At 71.7% G+C, this 25,715-nt stretch carries 21 protein-coding genes; 9 read left to right on the top strand and 12 right to left on the bottom strand.

All coding sequences use genetic code 11. The features are described 5' to 3' along the window. Nucleotides 1-2: 2 nt before the first annotated feature. A complete protein-coding gene (locus ACH4RC_RS21380) occupies nt 3-605 on the bottom strand; it encodes a TetR/AcrR family transcriptional regulator (protein WP_398203132.1) in 603 nt (200 codons plus the stop codon). Between the two features lie 201 nt (nt 606-806). Here ACH4RC_RS21380 and ACH4RC_RS21375 point away from each other — a divergent pair, with 201 nt between their 5' ends. The 4 genes from ACH4RC_RS21375 to ACH4RC_RS21360 are packed head-to-tail and all read left to right on the top strand — an operon-like array spanning nt 807 to nt 5,632. Continuing rightward, entirely contained in the window at nt 807-1,391 is a 585-nt protein-coding gene (locus ACH4RC_RS21375; RefSeq protein WP_398203128.1) for a (2Fe-2S)-binding protein, read from the top strand. Continuing rightward, nucleotides 1,388-2,380, top strand: coding sequence for an FAD binding domain-containing protein (locus ACH4RC_RS21370; protein WP_398203126.1), 993 nt, complete (start codon nt 1,388-1,390; stop codon nt 2,378-2,380). Before ACH4RC_RS21375 ends, ACH4RC_RS21370 begins: the two co-directional genes overlap by 4 nt. Further along, a complete protein-coding gene (locus ACH4RC_RS21365; protein ID WP_398203125.1) occupies nt 2,377-4,527 on the top strand; it encodes a xanthine dehydrogenase family protein molybdopterin-binding subunit in 2,151 nt (716 codons plus the stop codon). The genes ACH4RC_RS21370 and ACH4RC_RS21365 overlap by 4 nt, the downstream gene beginning before the upstream one ends. Further along, complete coding sequence (locus tag ACH4RC_RS21360) at nt 4,520-5,632, top strand: XdhC family protein (protein WP_398203122.1); 1,113 nt, start codon at nt 4,520-4,522, stop codon at nt 5,630-5,632. The genes ACH4RC_RS21365 and ACH4RC_RS21360 overlap by 8 nt, the downstream gene beginning before the upstream one ends. A 13-nt stretch (nt 5,633-5,645) precedes the next feature. On the opposite strand, the gene ACH4RC_RS21355 is transcribed toward ACH4RC_RS21360, so the two are convergent. Further along, nucleotides 5,646-6,107, bottom strand: coding sequence for a two-component system response regulator (locus ACH4RC_RS21355; RefSeq protein WP_398203119.1), 462 nt, complete (start codon nt 6,105-6,107; stop codon nt 5,646-5,648). Between the two features lie 269 nt (nt 6,108-6,376). Here ACH4RC_RS21355 and ACH4RC_RS21350 point away from each other — a divergent pair, with 269 nt between their 5' ends. Then, the gene (locus ACH4RC_RS21350; RefSeq protein ID WP_398203116.1) at nt 6,377-7,633 is read left to right on the top strand and encodes an amidohydrolase; all 1,257 of its coding nucleotides are present in this window, start codon (nt 6,377-6,379) and stop codon (nt 7,631-7,633) included. 7 nt (nt 7,634-7,640) lie between these two features. Here the strand turns inward: ACH4RC_RS21350 and ACH4RC_RS21345 are convergent, their stop codons facing one another. The 9 genes from ACH4RC_RS21345 to ACH4RC_RS21305 all read right to left on the bottom strand — a co-directional run bounded on the left by ACH4RC_RS21345 (nt 7,641) and on the right by ACH4RC_RS21305 (nt 17,977). Continuing rightward, nucleotides 7,641-8,993 carry a VWA domain-containing protein gene (locus tag ACH4RC_RS21345; protein ID WP_398203114.1) on the bottom strand — a complete coding sequence of 451 codons (1,353 nt, stop codon included), beginning with the start codon at nt 8,991-8,993 and terminating at the stop codon, nt 7,641-7,643. Further along, nucleotides 8,990-9,847, bottom strand: a complete 858-nt coding sequence (locus ACH4RC_RS21340) for an AAA family ATPase (RefSeq protein WP_398203113.1) — start codon at nt 9,845-9,847, stop codon at nt 8,990-8,992. The genes ACH4RC_RS21345 and ACH4RC_RS21340 overlap by 4 nt, the downstream gene beginning before the upstream one ends. Before the next feature lie 113 nt (nt 9,848-9,960). After that, entirely contained in the window at nt 9,961-10,947 is a 987-nt protein-coding gene (locus tag ACH4RC_RS21335) for a Ppx/GppA family phosphatase (RefSeq protein ID WP_398203111.1), read from the bottom strand. Nucleotides 10,948-11,099: 152 nt separating this feature from the next. Beyond that, complete coding sequence (locus ACH4RC_RS21330) at nt 11,100-11,789, bottom strand: HAD family hydrolase (RefSeq protein ID WP_398203108.1); 690 nt, start codon at nt 11,787-11,789, stop codon at nt 11,100-11,102. A gap of 59 nt (nt 11,790-11,848) precedes the next feature. Next, on the bottom strand, nt 11,849-12,334 hold the full coding sequence (locus ACH4RC_RS21325) for an Lrp/AsnC family transcriptional regulator (protein ID WP_398203106.1): 486 nt from the start codon (nt 12,332-12,334) through the stop codon (nt 11,849-11,851). A 66-nt stretch (nt 12,335-12,400) separates the two neighbouring features. Beyond that, nucleotides 12,401-12,952 (bottom strand): flavin reductase family protein, encoded by a 552-nt coding sequence (locus ACH4RC_RS21320; RefSeq protein WP_398203104.1) that lies wholly within the window; start codon nt 12,950-12,952, stop codon nt 12,401-12,403. After that, entirely contained in the window at nt 12,949-15,159 is a 2,211-nt protein-coding gene (locus ACH4RC_RS21315) for a tetratricopeptide repeat protein (RefSeq protein WP_398203102.1), read from the bottom strand. Before ACH4RC_RS21315 ends, ACH4RC_RS21320 begins: the two co-directional genes overlap by 4 nt. Next, the gene (locus ACH4RC_RS21310; protein ID WP_398203101.1) at nt 15,156-16,352 is read right to left on the bottom strand and encodes a hypothetical protein; all 1,197 of its coding nucleotides are present in this window, start codon (nt 16,350-16,352) and stop codon (nt 15,156-15,158) included. The genes ACH4RC_RS21315 and ACH4RC_RS21310 overlap by 4 nt, the downstream gene beginning before the upstream one ends. Before the next feature lie 539 nt (nt 16,353-16,891). Further along, nucleotides 16,892-17,977 (bottom strand): LacI family DNA-binding transcriptional regulator, encoded by a 1,086-nt coding sequence (locus ACH4RC_RS21305; protein ID WP_398203100.1) that lies wholly within the window; start codon nt 17,975-17,977, stop codon nt 16,892-16,894. 327 nt (nt 17,978-18,304) lie between these two features. Between ACH4RC_RS21305 and ACH4RC_RS21300 the strand changes: the two genes are divergently transcribed. The 4 genes from ACH4RC_RS21300 (at nt 18,305) to ACH4RC_RS21285 (ending at nt 23,373) form a co-directional block, all read left to right on the top strand. After that, a complete protein-coding gene (locus ACH4RC_RS21300) occupies nt 18,305-19,579 on the top strand; it encodes an extracellular solute-binding protein (protein WP_398203097.1) in 1,275 nt (424 codons plus the stop codon). Between the two features lie 132 nt (nt 19,580-19,711). Next, a complete protein-coding gene (locus ACH4RC_RS21295; protein WP_398203094.1) occupies nt 19,712-20,707 on the top strand; it encodes a carbohydrate ABC transporter permease in 996 nt (331 codons plus the stop codon). A gap of 19 nt (nt 20,708-20,726) precedes the next feature. After that, the gene (locus ACH4RC_RS21290) at nt 20,727-21,647 is read left to right on the top strand and encodes a sugar ABC transporter permease (RefSeq protein ID WP_398203093.1); all 921 of its coding nucleotides are present in this window, start codon (nt 20,727-20,729) and stop codon (nt 21,645-21,647) included. Nucleotides 21,648-21,708: 61 nt separating this feature from the next. Then, on the top strand, nt 21,709-23,373 hold the full coding sequence (locus ACH4RC_RS21285) for a glycoside hydrolase family 13 protein (RefSeq protein WP_398203090.1): 1,665 nt from the start codon (nt 21,709-21,711) through the stop codon (nt 23,371-23,373). 63 nt (nt 23,374-23,436) lie between these two features. Here ACH4RC_RS21285 and ACH4RC_RS21280 read toward each other — a convergent pair whose 3' ends face one another. Next, complete coding sequence (locus ACH4RC_RS21280) at nt 23,437-25,515, bottom strand: carbohydrate-binding module family 20 domain-containing protein (RefSeq protein ID WP_398203088.1); 2,079 nt, start codon at nt 25,513-25,515, stop codon at nt 23,437-23,439. Nucleotides 25,516-25,715: the final 200 nt, after the last annotated feature.

The raw sequence follows: 25,715 nt of genomic DNA, 5'->3' as shown, positions 1-25,715 counted from the left end.
GGTCAGGCCGGGCCCGGTGGGGCAGCCGGACCCGGCGCCCCCGCCCGCAACCCGTCCATCACCAGATCGAGCAGCCGCTTCGTCCGGGACTGCCAGTCGCTGTGCGGGTCCACCAGCCACAGGCCCGCGATCGCCAGCATGAAGTCGTCCGCGGTGACGCCGGGCCGGATCGTGCCCGCCTCCGTGTTGGCCGTGAGCAGCAGCGTGACGGCCTTGGTCAGCGGGCCGTGCGAGAGGCTCTTGAAGGCGCCGCGGGCCGTCGTCGCCTCGCGCAGGGCGTCCGCGAGGCCCGCCTTCGCCATGGCGTACTGGGCGAGCCGGTCCATCCACTCGCGCAGCGCCACGTCCGGCGTCCGGGCGCACAGCAACTGGGCCGCCGTCTCGGCGACTTGCTGTACTTCGTACCGGTAGACCTCGAGGACCAGAGCTTCCCTGCTGGGGAAGTTGCGGTAGAACGTGCCCTGTCCGACGCCGGCCTTGCGCGCGATCGCGCTCAGCGGGGCGTCCGCGGAGCACGTGAGTTCGGCGAGGGCCACTTCGAGAATGCGCTCGCGGTTCCGCTGGGCGTCCGAGCGCAGTCCCGGCTGCTTCTTCGGGTGCTGCACGCCGCCTCCTCGGGTCGTGGCGCGGATTGGTCCTTGCTGACCGGACAGTTGTCCACTACGTTCGTGCGGACAGAGTGGACAGGTGTCCGCTTGGCTTCGATCCCCCCACCCTAGCGCTGAATCCCCCTTGCCGATTTCCTTGCAAATCTTCTCGCACCGCTTACACGAACGTGGCACCGGAAACGCGAAAGAAGGCTGATCATGGCCCCAGCGGGCATGTCCACCTCCAGCTCGATCACCCTGCACGTCAACGGAGAGAAGCACACGCTGCCCGTGGATCACCGCACCACCCTGCTCGACGCCCTGCGCGAGCGGCTCGATCTGACCGGCACGAAGAAGGGGTGCGATCAGGGCCAGTGCGGCGCCTGCACCGTGCTCGTCGACGGGCGCCGGGCCGTTTCGTGCCTGACGCTCGCGGTCGCCGCCGAGGGCCGCGAGATCACCACCATCGAGGGCGTCGCCGACGGTGACGCGCTGCACCCGCTCCAGCGGGCTTTCGTCGACCTCGACGGCTTCCAGTGCGGCTACTGCACGCCCGGCCAGATCTGTTCCGCGCTCGGCGTCCTCCAGGAGCACGCGGACGGCTGGCCGAGCGCCGCGACCGAGGACGTACGGCCCGAGGCCGGGCCCCCGCCCCTCACCCCCGAGGAGATCAGGGAGCGGATGAGCGGGAACCTGTGCCGCTGCGGCGCGTACGTCTCGATCGTCCGCGCCGTCGCCCAGGCCGCCGCGGAGACCACGGAGACCACGGAGACCACGGAGACCACGAAGGAGGCCGTCGCGTGAAGGAGTTCGGCTACGAGAGGGCGCTCGACGTCCCGGGCGCGGTGGCCGTGCTCGGCACCGACCCCGACGCCCGCTTCCTCGGCGGCGGCACCAACCTCGTCGACCTGATGAAGTCCGGAGTGGAGCGCCCCGCGCGCCTCGTCGACGTACGCGAACTGCCCCTGGGCCGCGTCGAGCCGACCGAGGACGGCGGCCTCCGCGTCGGCGCCACCGTCACCAACAGCGACCTCGCCGCCCACCCCGAGGTCCGCCGCCGCTACCCGGCGCTCACCCAGGCCGTGCTCGCCGGGGCCTCCGGCCAGCTGCGCAACATGGCGACCGTCGGCGGAAACCTGCTCCAGCGCACCCGCTGCGGCTACTTCACCGACGTCACCAAGGCGTGCAACAAGCGCGTGCCCGGCAGCGGCTGCCCCGCCCTCACCGGTGAACATCGCAATCACGCCATCCTCGGCGCGAGCGACGCCTGCGTGGCCACGCACCCGTCCGACATGGGCGTCGCCCTCGCCGCGTTCGACGCCGTCGTGCGCTACGAGACCGCCGACGGGCCCGGCGAGGTGCCGCTCGCCGACTTCTACCTCCCCGTCGGGGACACCCCGCACCTGGAGACCGCGCTGCCCGCCGGCGCGCTCATCACCGGCATCACCCTGCCGCCCGCGCGCGTCGCCGCCCACTCGCGCTACCGCAAGGTCCGCGAGCGCGCCTCGTACGCCTTCGCGATCGGCTCCGTGGCCGCCGCGCTCGACGTCGAGGACGGCGTCGTACGCGATGTGCGCCTGGCCTTCGGGGCGGTCGCGTCCCGGCCGTGGCGGGCCCGCGTGGCCGAGCGGGCGCTGATCGGCGCGCCCGCGACCGAGGAGGCGTTCGCGGCGGCGGCCGACGCCGAGCTGGCCGCGGCACAGCCGCTGCCGCAGAACGGGTACAAGGTGCCGCTGCTGCGCAACCTCGTCGTGGCGATGCTCGGCGAACTCACCCAGGAGGCGACCAAGTGACGACGCAGACGACACAGACACAGTCCGCCCCGGCGCGGGCGAACGCCGTCGGCGTCGCGCGCTCCCGCGTCGAGGGCGTCGAGAAGGTCACGGGGGCCGCCCGCTACGCGGGGGAGATCCCCTTCGCGGACCTCGCGCACGGCTGGCTCGTCCTGTCGACCATCGCGCGCGGCCGGGTCCGCGCCATCGACGAGGAGGCGGTCCGCGCGCTGCCCGGCGTGCTGGCCGTCCTGCACCACAAGAACGCGCCGCGCGTGAGGGACGACGTCATCGGCGGGCTCGGCCGCCCGGACCCGATCGTCGAGGTCTTCCAGGACGACCGGGTGCCGCACGCGGGCTGGCCCGTCGCCCTCGTCGTCGCCGAGACGTCCGAACAGGCGCGGGAGGCCGCCGAGTCGCTGGTCGTCGAGTACGAGGAGGAGCCGCACGACGTCTCCTTCGGCGCCGACCGGCCCGGCACCTACACCCCGGAGGAGGGGGAGGCTGCCAAGGGCGACCTGGAAGCCGAACTCGCCGCGTCGCACGTCGTCCTCGACGCCTCCTACACGACGCCCGAACAGCACCACGGCGCGATGGAGCCGCACGCGGTGACCGTGCGCTGGGAGGGCGGACGCCTTGAGGTGTTCGACTCCAACCAGGGCTCCAAGTGGGTCGCCGACGACCTCGCCAACCTGTTCTCGCTCGACCTGTCGGCCGTCCGCGTACGCTCCGAGCACGTCGGCGGTGCCTTCGGCTCCAAGGGGTTGCGCGCCCACCACGTGGCCGCCGTGATGGCCGCGACCGAGCTGCAGCGCCCGGTGCGGGTCGTGCTGACGAGGCGTCAGGTGTTCGCGACGACCGGCTACCGCAGCCCCACCGCCCAGCGTGTGCGGCTCGGCGCCGACCCGGACGGACGCCTGCGCGCCTTCGCGCACGAGCACCACAACCTCACCTCGACCATGCGGGAGTTCGTCGAGAACGGCGCCTCGTACGGGCGCTCCATGTACGAGGCCACCGCGCACCACACCGCGCACCGCGTGCTCCCCGTGGACGTGGCGACGCCGACCTGGATGCGGGCGCCCGGCGAGGCGCCAGGATCGTTCGCCGTGGAGTCGGCGCTCGACGAACTGGCCGAGCGGCTCGGCATGGACCCGATCGCGCTGCGCGTCCGCAACGAGCCGACGGTGGGCCCGGTGTCGGGCCTCCCGTTCAGCAGTCGCAACCTGCTCGGCTGCTTCGAGGAGGGCGCGCGCCGGTTCGGCTGGGCGGGCCGCGACCCGCGTCCGCGCACGCGCCGCGAGGGCCGCTGGCTGCTGGGCACGGGCACGGCCGCGTCGACGTTCCCGTCCGGCGTGGCGCCCACGACGGCGGCTGTCACCGCCGAGGCCGACGGGACCTACACCGTCCGCGTCACCGCCGCCGATGTCGGCACCGGCGCCCGTACCGCCCTCACCCTCATCGCCGCCGACGCCCTGGAGGTGGCGCCCGAGCGGGTGCGGGTGCGGATCGCCGACAGCGATTTCGGGCCCGCCTGGGTCGCGGGCGGCTCCATGGGCACCCGCTCCTGGGGCTGGGCCGTCCAGGCCGCCGCCCGCGACCTGCGCGAGCGCCTGCCGCTCGCGCCCGGCGACATCCCGGCGGAGGGCATCACGGCCCGCACCGACACCACCGAGCTGATCGCGCGGCTCTCCGCGAAGGAGCGGTACTCCTACGGGGCCCAGTTCGCCGAGGTCGCGGTGGACGTCGCCTCGGGCGAGGTACGGGTACGGCGGCTGCTCGGCGTCTTCGCCGCAGGCAAGATCATCAACCCGCTCACCGCCCGCTCCCAGTTCACCGGCGGCATGACGTGGGGCCTGTCCATGGCCCTGCACGAGGAGGCGGTGCGCGACGCGGCGACCGGCGGACACGTCAACGCCGACTTCGCGGGCTACCACGTCGCGGCCAACGCCGACGTGCCCGACCTCCAGGCAGAGTGGATCGACGACCCGGACCCCGACGACCCCGTCGGCATCAAGGGCATCGGTGAGATCGGCATCGTCGGCACGGCCGCCGCGATCGCCAACGCGGTGTGGCACGCGACCGGCGTCCGCCACCGCGATCTGCCGATCCGCCCCGACCGGGTGCTGCTCGGCGAGGCGCGGCGCGAGGAGACGGGCCCGCATGCTTGACCTCGCCGCCGAGCTGAGCGCGTGGGCCGCGCAAGGCCGGGAGTTCGCTGTCGCCACCGTCGTCTCGGTGAGCGGCAGCGCGCCCCGGCCGCCCGGCGCGGCCCTCGCCGTCGACGCCGGGGGCGAGGTCATCGGCTCCGTCTCCGGCGGCTGCGTCGAGGGCGCGGTCTACGAGCTGTGCGTCGAGGCGCTGGCGGACGGGACGGTACGCCGGGAGCGGTTCGGGTACAGCGACGACGACGCGTTCGCCGTGGGGCTGACCTGCGGCGGCGCCGTCGAGGTGCATGTCGTCCCGGTCCGTACGGGGTCCGCGTCCCGCCCGGTCGTGGAGGCGGCGCTCGCCGCCGCCGCGCAGGGTGAGACGGTGGCCCTCGCGCGGGTGCTCGACGGCCCCGGCCAACTCGCGGACACCGGCGGCCTCTTGCTGGTGCGGCCCGACGGCTCGTACGAGAGCGGGCTCGGCTCCGGCGACGACCCCGGGCTCGCCGCGCAGGCCCGCGCCCTGCTCGACCTCGGGCGGACCGGGCTCTGCGCGGTGCCGGAGAGCTCGGCGCGGTGCGGCGGCGACGTCACCCTGTTCGTCGAGTCGAGCGTGCCGCCCGCCCGGATGATCGTGTTCGGCGCGGTGGACTTCGCGGGCGCCCTGGTCCGGGTGGGCAAACTGCTCGGCTTCCATGTGACGCTGTGCGACGCGCGGGGCGTCTTCGCGACCCGGGCCCGCTTCCCCGAGGCCGACGAGGTGGTCGTCGAATGGCCCGACCGCTACCTCCGCTCCACCCGGACGGACGAGCGCACCGTGCTCTGCGTCCTCACGCACGATGCCAAGTTCGACGTGCCTCTGCTGGAGGTGGCGCTGCGGCTGCCCGTCGCCTACGTCGGCGCCATGGGCTCCCGTCGCACGCACGACGACCGCACCCAGCGGCTGCGCGAGACCGGCCTCACCGACACCGAACTGGCCCGGCTGCGCTCACCGATCGGCCTGGACCTCGGCGGACGTACGCCCGAGGAGACGGCGGTGTCGATCGGCGCGGAGATCGTCGCGGTGCGGCGCGGCGGCACCGGGGTACCGCTCGCGGGGGAGCGGGGGCCGATCCACGCGGATTAGGGGCGGACAGGCCCTAGCCGCGACCGGTGCGGACCCTCACCTCACCGTTTTGCGCCGCCTTGCGCGGCGGGTTGTCCTCCAGCTCCCTGATGCGGCTCAGGTAGCGCAGATGGGAGGCGACCTTGACGCGCAGGAGCCAGGGGTCGAGGGGCTTGGTGAGGATGTCCGTCACCTGCAGCTCGTACGCCTGCTCGGCGAGGTTCGCATGGCCCACCAGACCCGTCAGGAGGATCACGGGGATGTCGGCCGTCTGGTCGAGGCGGTGCAGGTGACGGGCGACCTCGATGCCGGTCAGGCCCGGCATCACCACGTCCAGGATGATCAGGTCGATGCCGCCGCGCAGAACCGCCTTGAGCGCTTCCTCTCCGCTCTGCGCCCGCTCGGTGGGACAACCGAGCGGGGCCAGCGCGTTCTCCAGGGCGTAGAGCGACTCCTCGTGGTTGTCCACGAGCAGGACCCTCGGTTGCGTCGGCATGGCACCGTCCTTGTGGCCTGCTCCACGCAGGGCCCGTCCAGCGTGCGGGGCAGGCCGCTGGAGACGGCCGCGGTCGGCCCCTGCCGGTCTCTTGCGTAGGAGGCGGATGTGAGTTGCGGGAAGAGGTGCCTCAACCATGGGGCGTACGGTTCCGGTACGACAGGGGCCGGATGGCCCCCTCCGGGTGCGCAGTGGCCCCTTGCGGAGCTGGCCGCATGATCATCACGGGGGTAGCGTGCCCCGTATCGGCGTGCGAGGAGGGCCGGAACATGACACAGACGGTGACCGCGGGACTGGCCGCGCTCCAGGAGGACCTGGCCGCCCTCTACCGGGACCTGCACGAACACCCCGAGCTGTCGCTCCAGGAGACCCGGACGGCAGGACTGCTCGCCCGGCGGCTGCGCGCGGCGGGCTTCGACGAGGTCGCCGAGGACATCGGCGGAACCGGCGTGGCCGGCGTGGTGCGCAACGGCGAGGGGCCCGTCGTCATGCTCCGCGCCGACATCGACGCGCTGCCCGTCGAGGAGCTGACGGACCTGCCCTACGCGAGCCGGGTCCGCGGCGTCGACGCCGACGGGCGCGAGGTACCGGTGATGCACGCCTGCGGCCACGACATGCACGCCGCCTGCCTGTCCGGCGCGGCCGCCCTGCTGGCCCAGGCCCGCGACCAGTGGTCGGGGACCCTCCTCGTGGTGTTCCAGCCCGCCGAGGAGCTGGTGCGCGGCGCCCGCGACATGGTCGCCGCCGGCCTCTTCGAGCGCTTCCCGAAACCGGAGATCGTCCTCGGCCAGCATGTGGGCCCGCTGCCCGCCGGGTTCATCGGCTACGGCACGGGACCGGTCATGGCGGCGTCCGACTCCCTCGACATCACCCTGCACGGCCGCGGCGCGCACGGCTCGCGCCCGGAGGCGTCCGTGGACCCCGTCCTGATGGCCGCGAACGTCGTCACCCGGCTGCAGGGCATCGTCAGCCGTGAGGTGCCGCCCGCCGAGACCGCCGTGGTCACCGTCGGCCGCCTCCAGGCCGGGACGAAGGAGAACATCATCCCGGCCACGGCCGAGCTGGGCGTCAACATCCGCACCTACACGCCGCAGATCCGCACGCTGGTGCGGACGGCCGTGGAGCGGGTCGTGCGCGCGGAGTCGCAGGCGAGCGCGGCCACCGCGGAGCCCGGCTTCGACTGGCGGGCCAGCGCGCCCGCGCTCGTCAGCGACCCCGAGAAGACGCAGGCCACGGTCGCCGCGTTCGCCGCGCACTTCGGCCAGGAACGCCTGATGCCGATGCCGCAGGTCAACGCGAGCGAGGACGTCGGCGTGTTCGGCGAGGCGCTCGGCGTGCCGACCGTGTTCTGGTTCTGGGGCGGCCTGGAGACGGGGACGGTGCTCGGCGCGCTCCAGGAGGGCCGCCTCGACAAGCTGCCCAGCAACCACTCCCCGCACTTCGCGCCGCTCGTCGAGCCGACGCTGAGCACCGGGGTGGAGGCGCTGGTGGTCGCGGCGCTCACCTGGCTCGGCGAGCCCGCCTAGACCTCGCTCAGACCGGGAGCAACCGGCCGATCAGCGTGCTCAGCCGGCGTGCCGTACGGCACTCGTGCATCGCCACGACCTCCCCGTACGCGCCCGCCGCCGAGTCACCCGTGTCCCACAGAGAGCGCTGCTCCGGGTTGAGCCAGTGGACGCGGCGGGCGGCGCGGGCGATGCGGCGCAGGGCCGGAAGGTTCGGGTCCGTCTGGTTGGTGCGGGCGTCGCCCAGGACGAACACCGAGGAGCGCGGGGTGACGACAGCCTCGTAGCGCTCGACGAACTCGCCGAGGGCGGTGCCGTAGTCGCTGCTGCCGTGCCAGCCGGTGACCGTCGCCTCGGTGGTGATGCGCGCGCTCAGGCCCTCCGGGTCGGCGGTGCCCCGGGCGATGAGGTCGGTGACCTCGTCGATCCTGTTGACGAAGGCGAAGACGCGGACCTTGCTGAACTCGTCGTGCAGCGCCTGGACGAGCAGCATCGTGAAGTTCGCGAACCCGGCGACCGAGCCGGACACGTCGCAGAGCAGGACCAGTTCGGGGCGGGCCTTGCGGCGCTTGCGGAACACCGGGCGCATCGGGACGCCCCCCGTGGACAGCGAGCCGCGCAGGGTGCGGCGCAGATCGATGTGGCCGCGGGCGGCCCGGCGCCTGCGCGCGGCGAGGCGCGTGGCCAGCTTGCGGGCCAGCGGGTGCACGGTCCTGCGGAGTTCGGCGAGCTGCTCCCGGCCCGCGTAGAGGAACGGCGTGCGGTCCGGTGTCCGTACGGGGACGCGGCGGGCCATCTCGTCGGTGCCGCGCCGCTCGGCGACCCGGCGGCGCGCCTCCGAGCGGACCTGCTCGCGGAACTCCTCGATGCGGCGGCGGATCTCGTCGGCCTCGACGCGGTCGGTGAAAGCAGCGGAGCCACCGCTTCCCCGCGTACCGGCCATGATCCCGGCCAGGAGGGTCTGCGGGCGCAGCCGGTCGAGGGTCTGCATCGAGGAGAAGCCGTCGGCGTCGTACCGGCCGAGCCGGTCGACGGCCTCGGCGGCGAGGCGTTCCATGGCCGCCCTGTCGCCCGCGGCGAGAGCCTGCGCGAGCCGTTCGCGCAGATCGGCTCGGTCGAAGGCGCCGTCCGGCGGGGGCGGCGCGTCCACGGCGCGTGGGAAGTACAGGTCGAAGACCGGGTCGAAGACGGCGCGCTGGCTCTGGTCGTGCAGGAGCGCGGCGGCGAGGCCCTCGCGCAGGTGCTCGCGCCGGTCGAGGCCGAGCGCGGCGACGGCCTGCGCCGCGTCCACGCTCTCCCCGGTGCCGATCCGGATGCCGTGCGTGCGCAACGCCCGGACCAGGGACGTCACACGGTCGGCGAGGGTGGGAGCAGTGCTCACACCGCGTCCAGGTCGAGCTTGGCCGTGGCCTTCTGCACGTCCTCCTGGTGCTTGAGGACGACGCCGAGGGACTGCCGTACGACCTCCTCGTCCAGGCGGTCGGCGCCGAGGGCGAGGAGGGTGCGGGCCCAGTCGACCGTCTCGGCGACCGACGGCACCTTGCGCAGGTCCATCGCGCGCAGCGCGCCCACCACCCGGACCAGGGAGTGGGCGAGGACCTCGTCGAGCTCGGGCACCTTGAGGGCGACGATCCTGCGCTCCAGGTCCTCCTCCGGGAAGCCGATGTGCAGGAAGAGGCAGCGGCGGCGCAGCGCCTCCGACAGTTCACGGCTCGCGTTCGAGGTGAGGACGGTGAAGGGGCGCCGGGTGGCGCTGATCGTGCCCAGTTCGGGCACCGTCACCTGGAAGTCGGAGAGGACTTCGAGCAGCAGCCCCTCCACCTCCACGTCGGCCTTGTCCATCTCGTCGATGAGGAGGACCTTCGCGTCGTCGCCGCGGATCGCGGTGAGCAGCGGGCGCGACAGGAGGAACTCCTCGCTGAAGATGTCCGTGCGCGTCCGGTCCCAGGACTCGTCGCGGACCGCCGTGATGCGCAGGAGCTGCTTGGCGTGGTTCCACTCGTACAGCGCCCGTGCCTCGTCGACGCCCTCGTAGCACTGGAGACGGATCAGGCGGGCGTCGCTGATCGCGGCGACCGCCTTCGCCAGCTCCGTCTTGCCGACGCCCGCCGGGCCCTCGACGAGCAGCGGCTTGCCGAGCCGGGCCGCCAGGAAGACGGTGGTCGCGACCGCGGTCGAGGCCAGATAGCCGGTCTCGGCAAGACGTGCGGTGACATCGTCCACGGAAGTGAACAACGGGGCCTCCAACGCGATCCTCGGCAGACGGGGAGACCCAGCTGACCAGCTCCGACGCGTCGCCACAACCGGTCTGCGCCGTTCATGGCGAACGTCACCCCGGCCTGCGGCGTTCAGCCTCCCGCGAGCCGCAACTTCGCCCCCGCGGGTGCCTGTTGTGCCTCCCCGTACCACCAGTCCGTGCCGCCCTCGATGCGGCGCAGCAGGATGCCCTCCCTGATCGCCCACGGGCAGATGGTGAGCGCGCGGATGTCCATCAGCTTCATCGCCGTGTGCCCGACGAGCGCGCCCGCCAGGGACTGCGACGCGCGCGGCGCCGAGATTCCGGGCAGTTCGGCCCGGTGCGCGGCGGGCAGGGCCGCCAGCTGCCCGACGGCGGAGCGCAGCGCCTTGCGGGTGAGCTCCCGGCCGACGAACGGGCCGTGCCGCCCTGCGGGCGCCCCGCACAACCGGGCGAGCTGCGTGAACGTACGGGACGTCGCCGTCATCGTGACCGGACCTTCCCAGCGGACCCGCGCGGCGACGTCCCGCAGAGAGTGGCGTACATGCCGGCGCAACTCCTTCAGCTCCGCCTCCGTGGGCACGTCGGTGTCGGACAGGTGCTCGCGGGTCAGCCGCCGCGCCCCCAGCGGCAGTGAGATGGCGAAGTCCGGGAGACGGCCGCGGCCGAACGCGACCTCGAGCGTGCCACCGCCGATGTCGAGCACGCCGAGCGGCCCGGCCCGCCAGCCCATCCAGCGGCGCGCCGCGAGGAACGTCAGCTCGGCCTCCACCTCACCGGGCAGTACCCGCAGCCGGGCCCCGGTGCCCTCCTCCACGGCGCGCAGCACCTCGTCCCTGTTGGGCGCGTCGCGCACGATGGCCGTGGCGAACGCGAAGGGCTCGTCGCTGCCCCACCGCCTCGCCTTCTCGTACGCGTCCCCGACCGCCTCGACGATCCGCTCCACGGCGCGCGGCCCGAGTCTTCGCTCGCCGTCGACCTCCTCGGCCAGGCGCAGTCTCCGTTTGGCCGTGTGCACCGGCAGCGGCGCGCCGTTGCGCGCGTCCGCGACCGCGAGGCGCACCGTGTTCGATCCGACGTCCACCACACTGATTCGCATGATCGTTCGGGTACCCGTATGGCGCGCCGCTCAAAGACGCCCCGCGTCAGTTATGGGTTCGACGGCGGCCGACAGCCGGCTTCGCGGCTCCGCCGGGCCGATGACCGCGTCGGTCTCCCACAGCTCCCGGGCCAGGGCGGAGCGCACCGCTCTCAGGCCAGGGCCGAGCGCTCCAGCCATTCGCACGCCGCCCGCGCCGTGAACTCTTCCTGGCCGCCCTTGAACAGCAGGTCCACCGTCGTGAACGCCGGGTCGTTTGCCTGCGCGGCGACGTACGGCACCGCGATGCAGCGCATGCCGGCCGAGTGCGCGGCGGCGGCGCCCGGCGCGGCGTCCTCCAGGACGACACACCGCTCCGGGTCCACGCCGAGCCGTCGCGCCGCCTCCAGGAACACGTCGGGGGCCGGTTTGCCGTGCTCGACCTCGTCCGCCGAGACGTACCGCGTCAGGAACTCCGCGAGGCCGGTGCCGCTCAGGATCGAGTCGATGGCGTCCCGCGACGAACCCGACGCCACGATCATCGGCACGCCCGCCTCGTGCAGCCGCTCCACGAAGAGCCGCATCTGCGGGAAGACGGGCGTGTCGGCGCGGGCGAGCTCCAGGTAGCGGGCGGTCTTGTCGGCGAGGATCTCGTCGGCCGGGGCGTCGATGCCGTACCGCCGCTTCCAGAAGTCGATGGTCTCCGCGGTCGAGATGCCGACGTACGTCTCGTGGTCGGCCCAGGTGAAGCCCTCGACGCCGTAGCGGGCCAGGGTGGCGACCGACGCCTTGTAGTAGTTGGGTTCACTGTCGACGAGGGTGCCGTCGAGGTCGAAGACGACCGCCGTGTGCGGGATGTTCATGCCCTCAGCATGCAGGACGAGCATCCAGGACGAGCATCCAGGACGAGCAGGCAGGACGGTCAGCCGCGATCCGCGGCCGCCGCCTTCCCGACCGCCTCCACCAGCGGGAGCAGCCGGTGCGGGACGCGCTCGCGCAGCGCCACCTCGGTGCGGGTGCGGACCACCCCGGGCAGCCGGTTGAGCTGCTGGACCACGTCCTCCAGATGACCGGCGTCGCGCGCCGCCGCGCGGGCGAGCAGGTCGCCGCCGCCGGTGATGGAGTGCGCCTCGATGATCTCCGGGACCTGTGCGAGGGCGTCCCCGACCTCGCTGAGATGGCCCTGTGTCACCTCGATGTGCACGAAGGCGAGCACCGGGTGGCCGAGGGCCGCGGGGGAGAGGGACGGGGCCACGCCCGTGATCACACCGTCCCGTTCGAGCCGGTCGAGCCGCGCCTGCAGCGTGCCGCGCGCGACGCCCAGGATGCGGGCGTACTCGCGGACGCTGGTCCGCGGCTGTTCCAGGAGCAGGCGCAGGATACGGGTGTCGAGCTGGTCCACGGCCATGCGCGTAGGGCCCCTTCGGTACGAGGTCGATCGTCGCCGACTGTACCAATGGCCCTGCTGCCGCGCTCAGTCCGAGCCAGGTGCATCGGCCAGGCCGACGAAGTCGCCGTCGTGGTGGACCAGTGGGCCCGCCTCCTCCGCCACCCGGCCCGCCCGCACCACGAGCCCGATCATGAGCGCGTGGTCGCCGACCGGGCGGAAGCTGACCGGGGTGAGGACGAACCGGGCGAGGACCCCGTCGAGCGCGGGCAGGCCGAGCGGGTCCCGGTGCCAGGACGTGCCCGCCGCGAACCGGCCCTGGCGCGGGCCCGCGAACGTCCGCGCCACCTCCTCCTGGCCGGCGGCGAGAAGCTGCACCATGACCCAGGTCGCGCCCCGCACGGCGTTCCAGGACGCCGAGCGCAGGCCGACCGTGAACGACATGAGCGGCGGATCGAGCGAGAGCGAGGCGAGCGACGTCACACAGAACCCGGTCGGCGGCTCGCCGCCGACCGTGACGACGGCGACGCCTTTGGCGTGCCGGCGCAGGACGGACCGTACGAGGTCCGCCCCGGCCGGCTCGACGGGGCCCGCGGCCGGTACCGGCTGGAGCCGCCGGGAGGCATCGGTCCGGCTCACGCGGCCCCCTCGCGCGGTGCGGCCCCGAAACGGGCCCGGATCTCCTCGGCGTGCGGAGAGGCGTCGGCCGTGGCGTACGCCGCGCTGTGCGCCGACCAGTCCGCGCGGCCCCCCTTCTCGTCGTCGAGGGCGAAGCGGCTGACCCCGCGCAGGTACAGCAGCTCGGGGTCGGCGCCGCCGCCGGTGTCCGCCACGGCGGCGTCCAGGTCGTCGACGGCCCGCCGGTGCTCGCCGAGCGCCTGGAGCGCCACGGCCCGGTTGGCCCGCAGTTCGGTGTCGTCGGTGAGGGCGAGCGCCGAGTCCAGGTCCTTGACGGCGGCGTCGGCGCGGCCCGCCTCGAAGGCGAGCACCGCGCGGTTGGCCCACGCCGCCACGCAGAGCGCGTCGGCCCGCAGCGCCGCCGAGTAGCTGTCGTAGGCGGCCTCGGTGTCGCCGATCTCGGAGAGCAGGGCGCCTTGCGCGGTGAGGAGCTGGGCGTTGGCGGGGGCCAGGAACAGGCCGTGGCTGATGTCGGCGGCGGCCCTGTCGAGGTTGCCGCGGACCAGGTGCAGGTCGGAGCGGTGCACCAGCGAGTCCACGTGGTCCGGTTCGAGGTCGAGGGCGAGGTCCAGGTCGCGCAGCGCGCCCGCGTCGTCGCCGAGCTCGCGCAGCAGGTCCGCCCGGTTGAAGTGCGCCTCGTAGAACGGCGGGGTCAGCCGGATCGCCGCCGCGTAGTCCGCGAGCGCCGAGCGGTGGTCGCCGAGCGCCCGGTGCTGGGCCGCCCGCTCGAAGTAGTAGTCGCCGTAGTCGGGGTCGCGGCGGATCACCTCGTCGTAGTCGGCGAGCGATGCCGTGTGGTCGCGGCGGGCGCCGCGCACCTGGGCGCGGTTGTAGAGCAGGACGGAGCGGTGCAGGAGTTGCTCGTGCGGCCCGAAGCCGGCGTCGGTGATCGCCATCGCCTCGTCGACCAGGGCGAGCGAGCCGTCGACGTCGCCGCGGTGCAGTTCGACCAGGGCGCGCGCGTTGCGCATGAACGCCCGGACCAGGATCCGCTTGTGCGGGTCCGGGTGGACATCGGCGATCGAGATGGCGGTGTTGACCCAGGCCAGGGCGCGGTCCTCGTCGTGGTCCGGCTTGGGCAGGAACCGCGTGTACAGCATCGCCATGAGGTAGGCGGTGCCCATGTGGACGTCGGGCGAGGCCGAGCCGCGCCGCATCTCCTCGAGGTAGGGGAACGCACCGTGCCCGCGGCCCAGGTAGCAGAGGCACGCGCCGATCTTGTGCGTCAGGTTCCAGTACGTACGGGTGGGCTCGGCCTCGTCGAGCAGGGCCCGGCCGCGCAGCGCGAGGTCGACCACGGCCTCGTAGAACCCCTTGTCGAAGCAGGTGCCGACGGCTTCGGCGATCGCGGCGACGCCCGCGCCCGCCGGGTCGGTGCCGTGCTCCAGGTGGTAGGGGATCGCGGCGAGGCGCAGGGTCGGTTCGTCGCGGGCGGCGAGGAGCGCGGCGCGGGCGGTGTGGCGGCGGGCGCGTTCGCCGGCGGTCAGCGCGTCGTAGGCGCGGAGCAGCCGGGGATCCTCGCTGGTGCCGTCGGAGTCGATGTAGAGCTGGGCGAGGTCGGTGTCCGGCAGCAGCGCGGCGTCGACGACGGGGAGGCGGGGCGCCCGGTGGGCGTGTGCGTACAGGGCCTTGCCGAGCAGGTCGGAGGCGGCCCTCGCGCCGTCCACGACGACGGTGAGCACGGCCGGGTCGCAGCGCCGCAGCAGGACGGCGACGAGATCGCGGTCGGTGGGGTCGGCGTCGTCCAGGCCGCGGAAGGCGAGGGTGAGGCCGCCCGGGTGGGCGGAGCGGGCCCAGTCCATGAGGAGTTCGGCGACGCCGTGGGCGATGCGCAAGGCGCGGGTCGCCGGATAGAAGCGGGTGCGCTCGGTGGCGGAAGCGAGGTTGGTGAGGGTCTGCGGCGGCGTCGGCACGATCGCCATCAGCTCGGGCGCGATCGACTCGACCTCCAGGGCGCGGGCGGAGGCCACCAGCTCGGCGTCCGTGTCGATCAGTTGAGGCACCGCCTGGTGCAGCAGGAAGTGGGCGGCGGTGAACGGGCCGCGTAACCGGCGGTGGCAGCGCACCTTCAGCTGGGCCCTGGGAGGCGGCTCGCCGTCCATGGCCTTGACGGTGGTGTCCAGCCACCAGTGCCGGGTCGACAGCGGGGCGGTGGGAGTTGCGGTCATGTCAGAGCTCCTTGCGGTGCGGTGGTCCGGGACCGGGCGCGCCGGTCCCGCAGGGTGACGTGGACGAGCAGCCCGATCTGCAGTCCGGACAGGGCGATGAAGCCGGCGGCGTCGACCAGGTCCCAGAACGGGGTGTCACCGCCGCTCAGCCGGTCGGTGATCGTCGACCAGAAGTGCAGCGCGGTCGGCAGGCCCGCCCACAGCAGCGAGGCCAGCGAGAACCCGTACCCGGCGACGAGCAGCGGCGCGTACCAGCGCGCCACGGAGTGGTCTCGCGGCGACCACTCCGTGTCGGGCACGGGTGGCTTGCGCCGGACCGCTTTCCGCAGCCCTGTGCGCAGCCTGAACCGCGTCGCGTTCTGCAGATCCGTGCACCCGGTCGCGGTGGTCAGCACGTAATAGATGTCGGTTTCCAAATAGAACAGGAATTGCCAGATGAGGCGCAGGACACAGGTGAAGGCGACAGCGAGGCACAGTTTGTGAATCCAGGACGGAATACCGGGCCCGTCCAGAGCGGCCGACAGAAGCGTGAGTCCGCACAGCAGGATGACGTCCGCCAGGATGCCCGCGCAGAACGGAAGATAGCGTTTCCCGCGTTCGACACTGAGCAGTGAATCGAGCCGGGTCTCGGCGACGAGGTAGTACAGCCTGCGCCCCAGACCGAGCGTCGAGGGGAGCCCGAGGCGCCGTCCGGCGAGCGCGTGGAACGCCTCGTGCAGGACGATGCACGGGATCGCGACGGCGAAGACGATGACCGGGATCAGCGACACGTAGTGGGTGAAGAAGACGTGGTGGTACGTGGGCCGCAGCCCCGGATCGCGCACCATCGCGGCGGCCGTGGCGCCCACGAGCGCGCCGTACGCGCAGAACGCGGGCCACGAGAACACCGCGCGCCCGAGCCGCTGCCAGCGCACCCGCGGCTGTTCGGCGGGGGCGTCGTCGGCGCCACCCGTGCGGAGAAAGCCCAGCTCGGCGAGGGTCTCCAGGAAGTCGTCGAGGTCGAGCGGTGACCCGTAGGTGCGCTCGAACCAGGCGGTGACCTCCTCGGCCCGCGCCCCGTCGGCGAACATCCGCAGCGCCTGCGCCCCCTCCTCGGGGAAGACCGCGTAACTGCCGGTGTCGGGCCGGCCCACCATCACGCCGTCGTCCTCGGCGACCATGGTCAGCCGGTGCAGAGATACGGTCGCGCCCATCCGGCGCACCCCCCTGGGAAAGATCGGAGCCGGACCCCGAAGGCGGCCCGGCTCCGACCGGCGATGGAGCGGATTACGCGGCGTCGCCGCAGAGGTAGTAGCAGGCGGTGGTCAGACGGATCGGACCGGCCTTGCGGACGGAAATCTTCTTCATGGCGTTTCCCCCTCCCGGGGCATTGGATTTCTGCGAATTTCCGGAATCGCGGTGTGCAGCCAGGATTGGCGGACCGATTCGGCCCTGTCAACCGGGAACGGAACAATCCGGAAATAAAAGCGCCACGCGTATTGTGAGCTGTTTTCGGGCAGCGCGGAGCGGCGCTCCGGACAATGGAAAAGGAATTGAGGATTACCTGAGAAAAGGCGAGAAATGATCAAGCGGGCGACACGACCGCAGGAACAGTCGTACCGCCCGCCTCAGCGGAGCGCTCTGCGCACCATCCATACCTCCCGTACGGGCCCCCGTTCACCCGGCCTCGGGATGTGAAGGCCGGCCCTCACCGCAGCATACGGAGCGGGGGTGCGCCGCGTTCGGAAAGCGTTCAGCGTCTGCCGTTGACGCCCGGCCCCGAGGCGGTGGAACCACGCACCACCAGTTCGGGCATGAACACGAACTCGGTGTGCGGGGCGGGGGTGCCGCCGATCTCCTCCAGGACCGCCCGGACGGCGGCCTGGCCCATCGCCTGGACGGGCTTGCGCACCGTGGTCAGCGGCGGATCGGTGAACGCGATCAGCGGCGAGTCGTCGAATCCGACCACCGAGATGTCGTCGGGGACCTCGAGGCCGCGCTGGCGGGCGGCCCGGATCGCGCCGAGCGCCATCATGTCGCTGGCGCAGACGACGGCCGTACAGCCACGGTCCATCAGATCGGACGCCGCGGCCTGGCCCCCCTCCAGGGTGTAGAGGGAGTGCTGGACGAGGTCGCGCTCGGTGTCGTCCGGATGTACGCCGAGCCGCTCCTGCATCGTGCGCACGAACCCCTCGATCTTCCGCTGTACCGGCACGAACCGCTTCGGGCCGAGTGCGAGCCCGATCCGGCTGTGGCCGAGGGAGGCGAGGTGGGTGACGGCGAGCTGCATCGCGGCCCGGTCGTCCGGCGAGATGAACGGCGCCTGCACCTTCGGCGAGAAGCCGTCGACGAGTACGAACGGCACGCCCTGCGCGCGCAGCTGCTCGTAGCGCTGCATGTCCGCCGTCGTGTCGGCGTGCAGCCCTGACACGTAGATGATGCCGGTGACGCCCCGGTCGACGAGCATCTCGGTCAGCTCGTCCTCGGTGGAGCCGCCGGGCGTCTGGGTGGCCAGGACCGGGGTGTAGCCCTGCCGGGTCAGCGCCTGTCCGATGGTCTGGGCGAGCGCCGGGAAGATCGGGTTCTCCAGCTCCGGGGTGATCAGACCGACCAGGCCCTCGCTGCGCTGTCGCAGCCGTACGGGCCGCTCGTAGCCGAGCACGTCGAGCGCGGCGAGCACGGACTGCCGGGTGGCCGACGCGACGCCCGGCTTGCCGTTGAGGACCCGGCTGACCGTCGCCTCGCTGACGCCCGCCTGCACGGCGATGTCGGCCAGGCGGGCGGTCCCGGGTGGGGTCTGGGCCGGTCGCCGGGCCGCCTGTGCGGGCAGCTGCGTCATCGCGCTCCTTGGGGGACATCGTGCTGGCAAGGCTCCTGATGATCCCTGTGTAACCACCATGTGGCAAGACCTTGCAGGCCCTTGCAAGGAGGCATAACGGGTGATTATCGGGCAGAACTCCCCGCATTCGTCCGCTCTTTGCGGGTCACGAAGCGATAACTCGCCAAGTTGGCTGCAATTTTTTGCTGCAAGGTCTTTCGCCGGGCTTGCCGCGCTGTTACGTTCACGCTGCCCGGCGGCGGCGACGGCGCGGTCGGCAAGTAGGCCAGAGGAGCGGACGGGACCTCTCCTCGCCCACTCACGGGCATTCACCCTCTAGGAGATCTCATGCGGCGTGGCATAGCGGCCACCGCGGTGGTGGCGTCCCTCGCTCTCGCGGCGACGGCGTGTGGCGGAAGCGACGACGACGGCGGCAAGGCGTCAGGCCCGACCACCATCACGTGGTGGGACACGTCGAACGCCACCAACGAGGCGCCCACGTACAAGGCGTTGGTCAAGGACTTCGAGAAGGCCAACCCCGACATCAAGGTGAAGTACACCAACGTCCCCTTCGACCAGGCGCAGAACAAGTTCGACACCGCCGCCGGTGCCAGCGGCGCCCCGGACGTGCTGCGCGCCGAGGTCGGCTGGACCCCCGCCTTCGCCAAGAAGAGCTACCTGCTGCCGCTCGACGGCACCGAGGCCCTCGCCGAGCAGGACAAGTTCCAGGCGAGCCTGATCAAGCAGGCCCAGTTCGAGGGCAAGACCTACGGCGTGCCGCTGGTCACCGACACCCTCGCCTTCGTCTACAACAAGGACCTCTTCAAGAAGGCCGGCATCACCAAGGCGCCCACCACCTGGGACGAGCTGAAGGCCGACGCCGCCAAGGTCAAGGACAAGACGGGCGCCGACGGCTACTGGGCCTCCACCGCGGGCTACTACGCCGAGCCGTTCCTCTTCGGCGAGGGCACCGACACGGTCGACGCCGAGGGCAAGAAGATCACCATCGGTTCCGCCGAGGCCAAGAAGGGCCTCACGGCCTGGCAGGGCCTGTTCGACGGCAAGGGCCTGCACAAGGCCGACGCCACCGCCGACGCCTACGCCCACATCCAGGACGCGTTCGTCAACGGCAAGGTCGCCTCGATCATCCAGGGCCCGTGGGAGATCACGAACTTCTACAAGGGTTCGGCCTTCAAGGACAAGAACAACCTGGGCATCGCCACCGTCCCGGCCGGTTCGACCGGCAAGGCGGGCGCCCCGACCGGCGGCCACAACCTCTCCGTCTACGCGGGCTCGGACAAGGCCCACCAGGAAGCGTCGCTGAAGTTCGTCCAGTGGATGACCTCGGCGAAGACGCAGGAGCAGATCGCCCTGAAGAACTCCACGCTGCCCACGCGCGCGGACGCCTACACCGCGAAGGTCACCGCCGACCCGGGCATCGCCGGCTACCAGAAGGTCCTGACCGCCGCCCAGCCGCGCCCCGAGCTGCCCGAGTACAGCTCGCTGTGGACGCCGATGGACCAGGAGCTGCCGAAGGTCGCCACCGGCAAGCAGTCCCTTGACGCGGGGCTCGACAGCCTGGAGACCCAGTTCGCCAAGCTCGTGCCCGACTTCACCAAGTGACGCGCAAGTGACGCGAGGGACGCACATGTCCCTGTAGCGCGAGGGACGCCCGCGTCCCAGTAGTTCGGCCGGTCCGCGCCCCACTCGGGGAGGGTGCGGACCGGCGACGACCTGACCAGAAGGTGCTCCGCCATGACCATCGCCGTCGACCGACCGACGCACCCAGTACGCAAGACGCCGCGCCCGGGACCGATCCAGCGCCTGAAGGACTCGTACCGCAAGTACTGGTACGCGTACGTCATGATCGCCCCGGTGGTGATCGTCCTCGGCGTGCTCGTCGGCTACCCCCTGGTGCGGGGCTTCTACCTGACGCTCACCGACGCCAACAGCCTCAACTCCGCCCGCACCATCGGCGTCAACCACATCGACGCCACCTACAAGTTCGTCGGCCTCGACAACTACGCCGACATCCTGTGGGGCCCGTCCTCCTACGACCGCTTCTGGTCGCACTTCATCTGGACGATCGTGTGGACGGCGCTCTGCGTCGCCCTGCACTACGGCATCGGGCTCGGCCTCGCGCTGCTGCTCAACCAGAAGATGCGCGGACGCACCTTCTACCGGCTCATGCTGATCCTGCCGTGGGCGGTGCCCACCTTCGTCACCGTCTTCGCCTGGCGGATCATGCTCGCGGACTCGGGCATCATCAACGCCACGCTCGGCTCGCTCCATCTGCCCCAGCCCGCATGGCTGGAGGACCCCTTCTTCCAGAAGGCCGCCGCGATCCTCGTCAACACCTGGTGCGGCGTCCCCTTCATGATGATCTCCCTGCTCGGCGGTCTGCAGTCCATCGACGCCTCCCTCTACGAGGCCGCCGAGATGGACGGCGCCAGCAGCTGGCAGCAGTTCCGCCACATCACCCTGCCCGGCCTGCGCTCGGTCTCCTCGACGGTCGTCCTGCTCGGCGTGATCTGGACGTTCAACCAGTTCGCGATCATCTTCCTGCTGTTCGGCAACACCGCGCCGGACGCCCAGATCCTCGTCACCTGGGCCTACCGCCTCGGCTTCGGACAGCAGCCGCGGGACTTCGCGCAGTCCGCCGCCTACGGCGTCCTGCTCCTGTCGATCCTGACCGTCTTCACCTCCTTCTACTACCGCTGGTTGAAGCGCAATGAGCAGCTCGCCGTCTGACGCCGCAGGAGCCACCACCATGAGCACCACGACCACCTCCGCACCGGAGGTCCCCGCGCAGCGCTCCGCGCCGAAGGCCGCACCCTCGGGTACGGGCCGCGTGCGCAGGCGCGGCGAGCGCGGCCCGCTCGCGACCGCCCTGTCGCACGGCGTCCTCGCCGTCGCGAGCCTCATCGCCCTGTTCCCCATCGTGTGGCTGGTCTACCTGTCGGTCGGTCCCGACAAGGACGACTACCTGCACCCCGGCGGCATCGCCTCCAAGGCGACCTTCGACAACTACACGTACGTCCTGGAGCACACCGGGTTCCTCGACTGGACGAAGTCGACGCTGGTCGTCGCGCTCGGCACCACCCTCGTCGGCGTGCTCTTCGCCGCCACGACCGGCTACGCCGTCTCCCGGATGCGCTTCCCCGGCTACCGGCCGCTGATGTGGGTCCTGCTGCTCACGCAGGCGTTCCCCATCGCCGTACTCATCGTGCCGATGTACGAGATTTTCAGTGAACTCGGCCTCATCGACAGCTACCTGGGCCTCATCCTGGTCAACTGCACGACGATCGTGCCGTATTGCACCTGGCTGATGAAGGGCTACTTCGACACCGTGCCCATCGACATCGACGAGGCGGGCCGCATCGACGGCCTCTCGCCCTTCGGCACGTTCTGGCGGCTGATCCTGCCGCTGGCCAAGCCCGGTATCGCGGTCGCCGCGTTCTACGCGTTCATCACCGCGTTCGCCGAGGTCGCGTTCGCCTCGACCTTCCTGCTCGACGACTCGAAGTACACCTTCGCGGTCGGCCTGCAGAGCTTCATCAGCGAGCACGACGCCCAGTGGAACCTCATGGCCGCCACCGCGGTGTTGATCGCCATCCCCGTCACCGCCTTCTTCTACCTTGTCCAGAAGCACCTGGTCACCGGCCTCACCGCGGGCGGGACCAAGGGCTGAGGACCAGAAGACCCATACGCACACCGACCAACAGCCGGCTCCTTTACGCAGCAAGGACACCATGACTCAGCACTCCACCGACGAGTCCCCGGCGTTCGCCACCACGACCCGCGAGACCACCGACTGGTGGCGCGACGCGGTCATCTACCAGGTCTACCCGCGCAGCTTCGCCGACAGCGACGGCGACGGCACCGGCGACCTCGAAGGCGTCCGCCGCCGCCTGCCCTACCTGCGCGACCTCGGCGTCGACGCCGTGTGGCTCTCCCCGTTCTACGCGTCCCCGCAGGCCGACGGCGGCTACGACGTCGCCGACTACCGGGCCGTCGACCCCATGTACGGCACGCTCCTCGACGCCGACGCGGTCATCCGCGACGCGCACGCCCTGGGTCTGCGCATCATCGTCGACCTCGTGCCCAACCACTCCTCCGACCAGCACGAGTGGTTCAAGCGCGCCGTCGCCGAGGGCCCGGGATCGCCGCTGCGCGACCGCTACCACTTCCGCCCCGGCAAGGGCGCGGACGGCGAACTCCCGCCCAACGACTGGGAGTCCATCTTCGGCGGCCCCGCCTGGACGCGCCTGCCCGACGGTGAGTGGTACCTCCACCTCTTCGCCCCCGAGCAGCCGGACTTCAACTGGGAGCACCCTGCCGTCGCCGACGAGTTCCGCTCCATCCTGCGGTTCTGGCTCGACATGGGCGTCGACGGCTTCCGCATCGACGTCGCCCACGGCCTCGTCAAGGCCGAAGGGCTGCCCGACCTCGGCGCGCACGACCAGCTGAAGCTGCTCGGCAACGACGTGATGCCCTTCTTCGACCAGGAGGGCGTCCACGAGATCTACCGCTCGTGGCGGCTCATCCTCGACGAGTACGACGGCGAGCGCGTCTTCGTCGCCGAGGCGTGGACCCCGACCGTCGAGCGCACCGCCAACTACGTGCGCCCCGACGAGCTGCACCAGGCGTTCAACTTCCAGTACCTGGGCGCCCCCTGGGATGCCAGGGAACTGCGCACCATCATCGACAGCTCCCTCGACGCCATGCGCCCGGTCGGCGCCCCGGCCACCTGGGTGCTCTCCAACCACGACGTCACCCGGCACGCCACCCGCTACGCCAACCCGCCCGGCGGCACCCAGATCCGCACCGCCGGCGACCGCGAACTGGGTCTGCGCCGCGCCCGCGCCGCCACGCTGCTCATGCTGGCGCTGCCCGGATCCGCGTACGTCTACCAGGGCGAGGAGCTCGGCCTGCCCGACGTCACCGACCTGCCCGACGAAGTGCGCCAGGACCCGTCGTTCTTCCGCGCCCAGGGTCAGGACGGCTTCCGCGACGGCTGCCGGGTGCCGATCCCGTGGACCAGGACGGGTTCCTCGTACGGCTTCGGCGACGGCGGCAGCTGGCTCCCGCAGCCCGGCACCTGGGGCGCGCTGAGCGTCGAGGCGCAGACCGGCGATCCGGACTCCACCCTTGAGCTGTACCGCTCGGCGTTCGCCCTGCGCCGCGCCCGGGCGGGCCTCGGCGCGGGCGCGGACGTGACGTGGCGCGACGACGTGCCCGCGGGCGTCCTCTTCTTCGAGCGCCCCGGGTTCGCGTGCACGGTCAACACGACCGGCGCCCCGGTCCGCGTCCCAGCGCCCGGCCGGACGCTCCTCGCCTCGGGCCCGGTGCCGGCCGCCGAGGACGGCACGGTGGAACTGCCCGCCGACACGACGGTCTGGTGGGAGACGGTCTGATCCGCGGACACACGTGAGAAGGGGGCCGGTGTTCTCGCACCGGCCCCCTTCCTCACACGTGTGTCACTTCCAGGTGTCGCTCGCCGTGTAGCCGCTGCCCGAGCCGGTCGTGTAGGACCGGTTGACCCCGGACTCCCAGGTCACGTTCCCCGAGGCGTCCTTCTTCAGGTACTTGTACGTGAAAGAGGTGTTCTTCGGGACGATCACCGTGCTGCCCCACGAGGGGTACGAGGCCGACGACAGCGGGATCGCGTCGGCCGGGTTCCAGGAGCCGAGCGAGGGGATCGAGCCGACGACGTAGACGTTCGTGCCGGTCGTGGTCGTGGCGTTGACCGTGAACCGCACGTCGGTGGCGTCGGCGTCGGCGACGCTCCAGCTGTTGTTCACGGCGGTCGACGCCGTGCCCGTGGTGAGCTTGCGGTTGGCGTTCGACTCCCAGGTGACGCTCCCTGAGGCGTCCTTCTTCAGGTACTTGTACTCGATCGCGGACGAGGCCGGGACAGCGATGTCCTTCTTCCAGACGGGATAGCCGGTGGCGGAGAGCTTGACGGCGTTCGCCGTGTTCCAGGAGCCGAGCGCCGGGGCGGACCCGACCACGTAGACGTCGCTGCCGGAGGTCGTGGGCGCGTACTCGTTGAAGGAGGCGGTGACGGTCGAGCCGCCGCCGTCCCCGCCACCGTTGTCCCCGCCGCCGCAGTTGACGGGGCAGGTGTACGAACCGTCGTAGAACGCGACCGCGCCCTTCGCCGGGACGGTGAGCGTGGCCTTGCCGCCGGAGACGGTGACCGAGGTCGCGCCGCCGTTGATCACGTTCTTGTACGTGCCGTCCTTGAGGCCGGTCGTGTACGTGTGGGTGTGGGCGGAGGAGGAGTTGTTGATCGCGACGAAGCCGCCGGTGCCGCGCGCGAAACCGATGACGTTCGAGGCGGGGGACTGCCAGTTGGCGACGGAGGCGCCCGCGACCGCGTTGTGCCAGGCGATCATCCCGGAGACGGCGGTGTCGCGGTCCAGGCAGGACCAGCCGGACGAGCAGTTCGTGCCGGTGACGAAACCGCCGCTGTTCGGCGGCGCCTCGTCGCTCTGGGAGAAGTTCCAGGCGGCGTAGACCGAGGGGCGGCCGTAGCCGCGCGCGAGCTGGAAGACGTTGGCGAGGACCGCCGTCGCGCCGTCCTTGTAGCTGAGCGTGTAGCCGTTGCGCTCGGTGTCGTGGTTGGTGACGAAGGTGTTGGAGTTCGCCTCGTTCGCCAGACCCCAACTGCTGCCGAAGGAAGCCAGGTTCGCGATGTCACCGCCGCCGAACTGGGACTTCATGGCGGCCGCGTACGTGAAGTCGAGGACGTCGCCGTTGGCGTAGTAGTCGCCGAGGGCGGGCGGGGTGCCCGGGTAGACCTCCTGCGTGACGTACGGCGCGTCGCCCGCCGTCGTGGTGTGCAGGGCACCCACGATGGCCTTCATGTCGGCCGTCTCGATGTGCTTGGCGGCGTCCACGCGGAAGCCGTCGACCCCGAGATCGATCTGCTTGTTCAGGAAGCCGACGATCTTCGCGCGGACCCCGGACTCGGAGGTGTCGAGGTCGGGCAGGCCGAGCAGTTCGCAGTGCTGCACCTCGTACTGGTCCGACCAGTTGGAGATGGTCTTCGTGCAGTCGTTGCTGTCCGCCGGGTCATAGTCGGGGGTGTCGTACTTGTTGCCGATCGTCGTGCCCGCGTAGCCGGTGCCGGTCTGCGCGGCCGTGTGGTTGATGACGGCGTCGGTGTAGACCTCGATACCGGCGGCGTGGCAGGTGTCGACCATGGTCTTGAAGTCGCCGGCGCTGCCGAACCGGCTGTCCAGCTTGTACGAGTAGGGCTGGTAGACGTCCCACCAGAAGTAGTTAGCCTGCTTGAGGGACTCCTCGGGCGGGGCGACCTGCACGGCGCCGTAACCGGCCGGGTCGAGGACGTCGGTGCACTCCTGGGCGACCGACTTCCAGTTCCACGACCAGAGGTTGGCTATGACGTCGCCGTTCTTGACGCCCGTGTCGGCGGCGGACGCGGTCTGCGCGGGCAGGGTGACGACACCGCCGAGCGCGAGCGCGGCGACGGCGACACCCGTGGCGGTGCGGCGCCTTCTTCTGGGGTGCTGAGAGGGGACTGGGCGCATGTGCGGCTCCTGTAGGTGGGGTTGTCCGGCCCGTCCATGGGGGTGGGGTGACGGGCGGCGCACCGAGAGCGTGGGGGAGCCCGGAAGGCCGCGTCAATAACTCTGCTGAAAGTTCTTGCTTCGAGTTGCAGAAGTCTTGCAGCAAAGTTCCTGCAAGCGATACGGTCACGCGGCGGACCGGTGCCACCTGCGAGGTCGTG

It is taken from the genome of Streptomyces sp. NPDC016845 (assembly GCF_044332585.1).
Classification (GTDB): domain Bacteria; phylum Actinomycetota; class Actinomycetes; order Streptomycetales; family Streptomycetaceae; genus Streptomyces.
This window is presented reverse-complemented; position numbering and strand designations above follow the sequence as displayed.

What these genes read in the sequence shown, in the direction of transcription:
- ACH4RC_RS21360 (WP_398203122.1), top strand. Translation starts at nt 4,520, where the DNA reads ATGCTTGACCTCGCCGCCGAGCTGAGCGCGTGGGCCGCGCAAGGCCGG.
- ACH4RC_RS21375 (WP_398203128.1), top strand. Translation starts at nt 807, where the DNA reads ATGGCCCCAGCGGGCATGTCCACCTCCAGCTCGATCACCCTGCACGTC.
- ACH4RC_RS21295 (WP_398203094.1), top strand. Translation starts at nt 19,712, where the DNA reads ATGACCATCGCCGTCGACCGACCGACGCACCCAGTACGCAAGACGCCG.
- ACH4RC_RS21335 (WP_398203111.1), bottom strand. Translation starts at nt 10,947, where the DNA reads ATGCGAATCAGTGTGGTGGACGTCGGATCGAACACGGTGCGCCTCGCG.
- ACH4RC_RS21290 (WP_398203093.1), top strand. Translation starts at nt 20,727, where the DNA reads ATGAGCACCACGACCACCTCCGCACCGGAGGTCCCCGCGCAGCGCTCC.
- ACH4RC_RS21310 (WP_398203101.1), bottom strand. Translation starts at nt 16,352, where the DNA reads ATGGGCGCGACCGTATCTCTGCACCGGCTGACCATGGTCGCCGAGGAC.
- ACH4RC_RS21300 (WP_398203097.1), top strand. Translation starts at nt 18,305, where the DNA reads ATGCGGCGTGGCATAGCGGCCACCGCGGTGGTGGCGTCCCTCGCTCTC.
- ACH4RC_RS21330 (WP_398203108.1), bottom strand. Translation starts at nt 11,789, where the DNA reads ATGAACATCCCGCACACGGCGGTCGTCTTCGACCTCGACGGCACCCTC.
- ACH4RC_RS21325 (WP_398203106.1), bottom strand. Translation starts at nt 12,334, where the DNA reads ATGGCCGTGGACCAGCTCGACACCCGTATCCTGCGCCTGCTCCTGGAA.
- ACH4RC_RS21355 (WP_398203119.1), bottom strand. Translation starts at nt 6,107, where the DNA reads ATGCCGACGCAACCGAGGGTCCTGCTCGTGGACAACCACGAGGAGTCG.
- ACH4RC_RS21280 (WP_398203088.1), bottom strand. Translation starts at nt 25,515, where the DNA reads ATGCGCCCAGTCCCCTCTCAGCACCCCAGAAGAAGGCGCCGCACCGCC.
- ACH4RC_RS21305 (WP_398203100.1), bottom strand. Translation starts at nt 17,977, where the DNA reads ATGACGCAGCTGCCCGCACAGGCGGCCCGGCGACCGGCCCAGACCCCA.
- ACH4RC_RS21315 (WP_398203102.1), bottom strand. Translation starts at nt 15,159, where the DNA reads ATGACCGCAACTCCCACCGCCCCGCTGTCGACCCGGCACTGGTGGCTG.
- ACH4RC_RS21285 (WP_398203090.1), top strand. Translation starts at nt 21,709, where the DNA reads ATGACTCAGCACTCCACCGACGAGTCCCCGGCGTTCGCCACCACGACC.
- ACH4RC_RS21350 (WP_398203116.1), top strand. Translation starts at nt 6,377, where the DNA reads ATGACACAGACGGTGACCGCGGGACTGGCCGCGCTCCAGGAGGACCTG.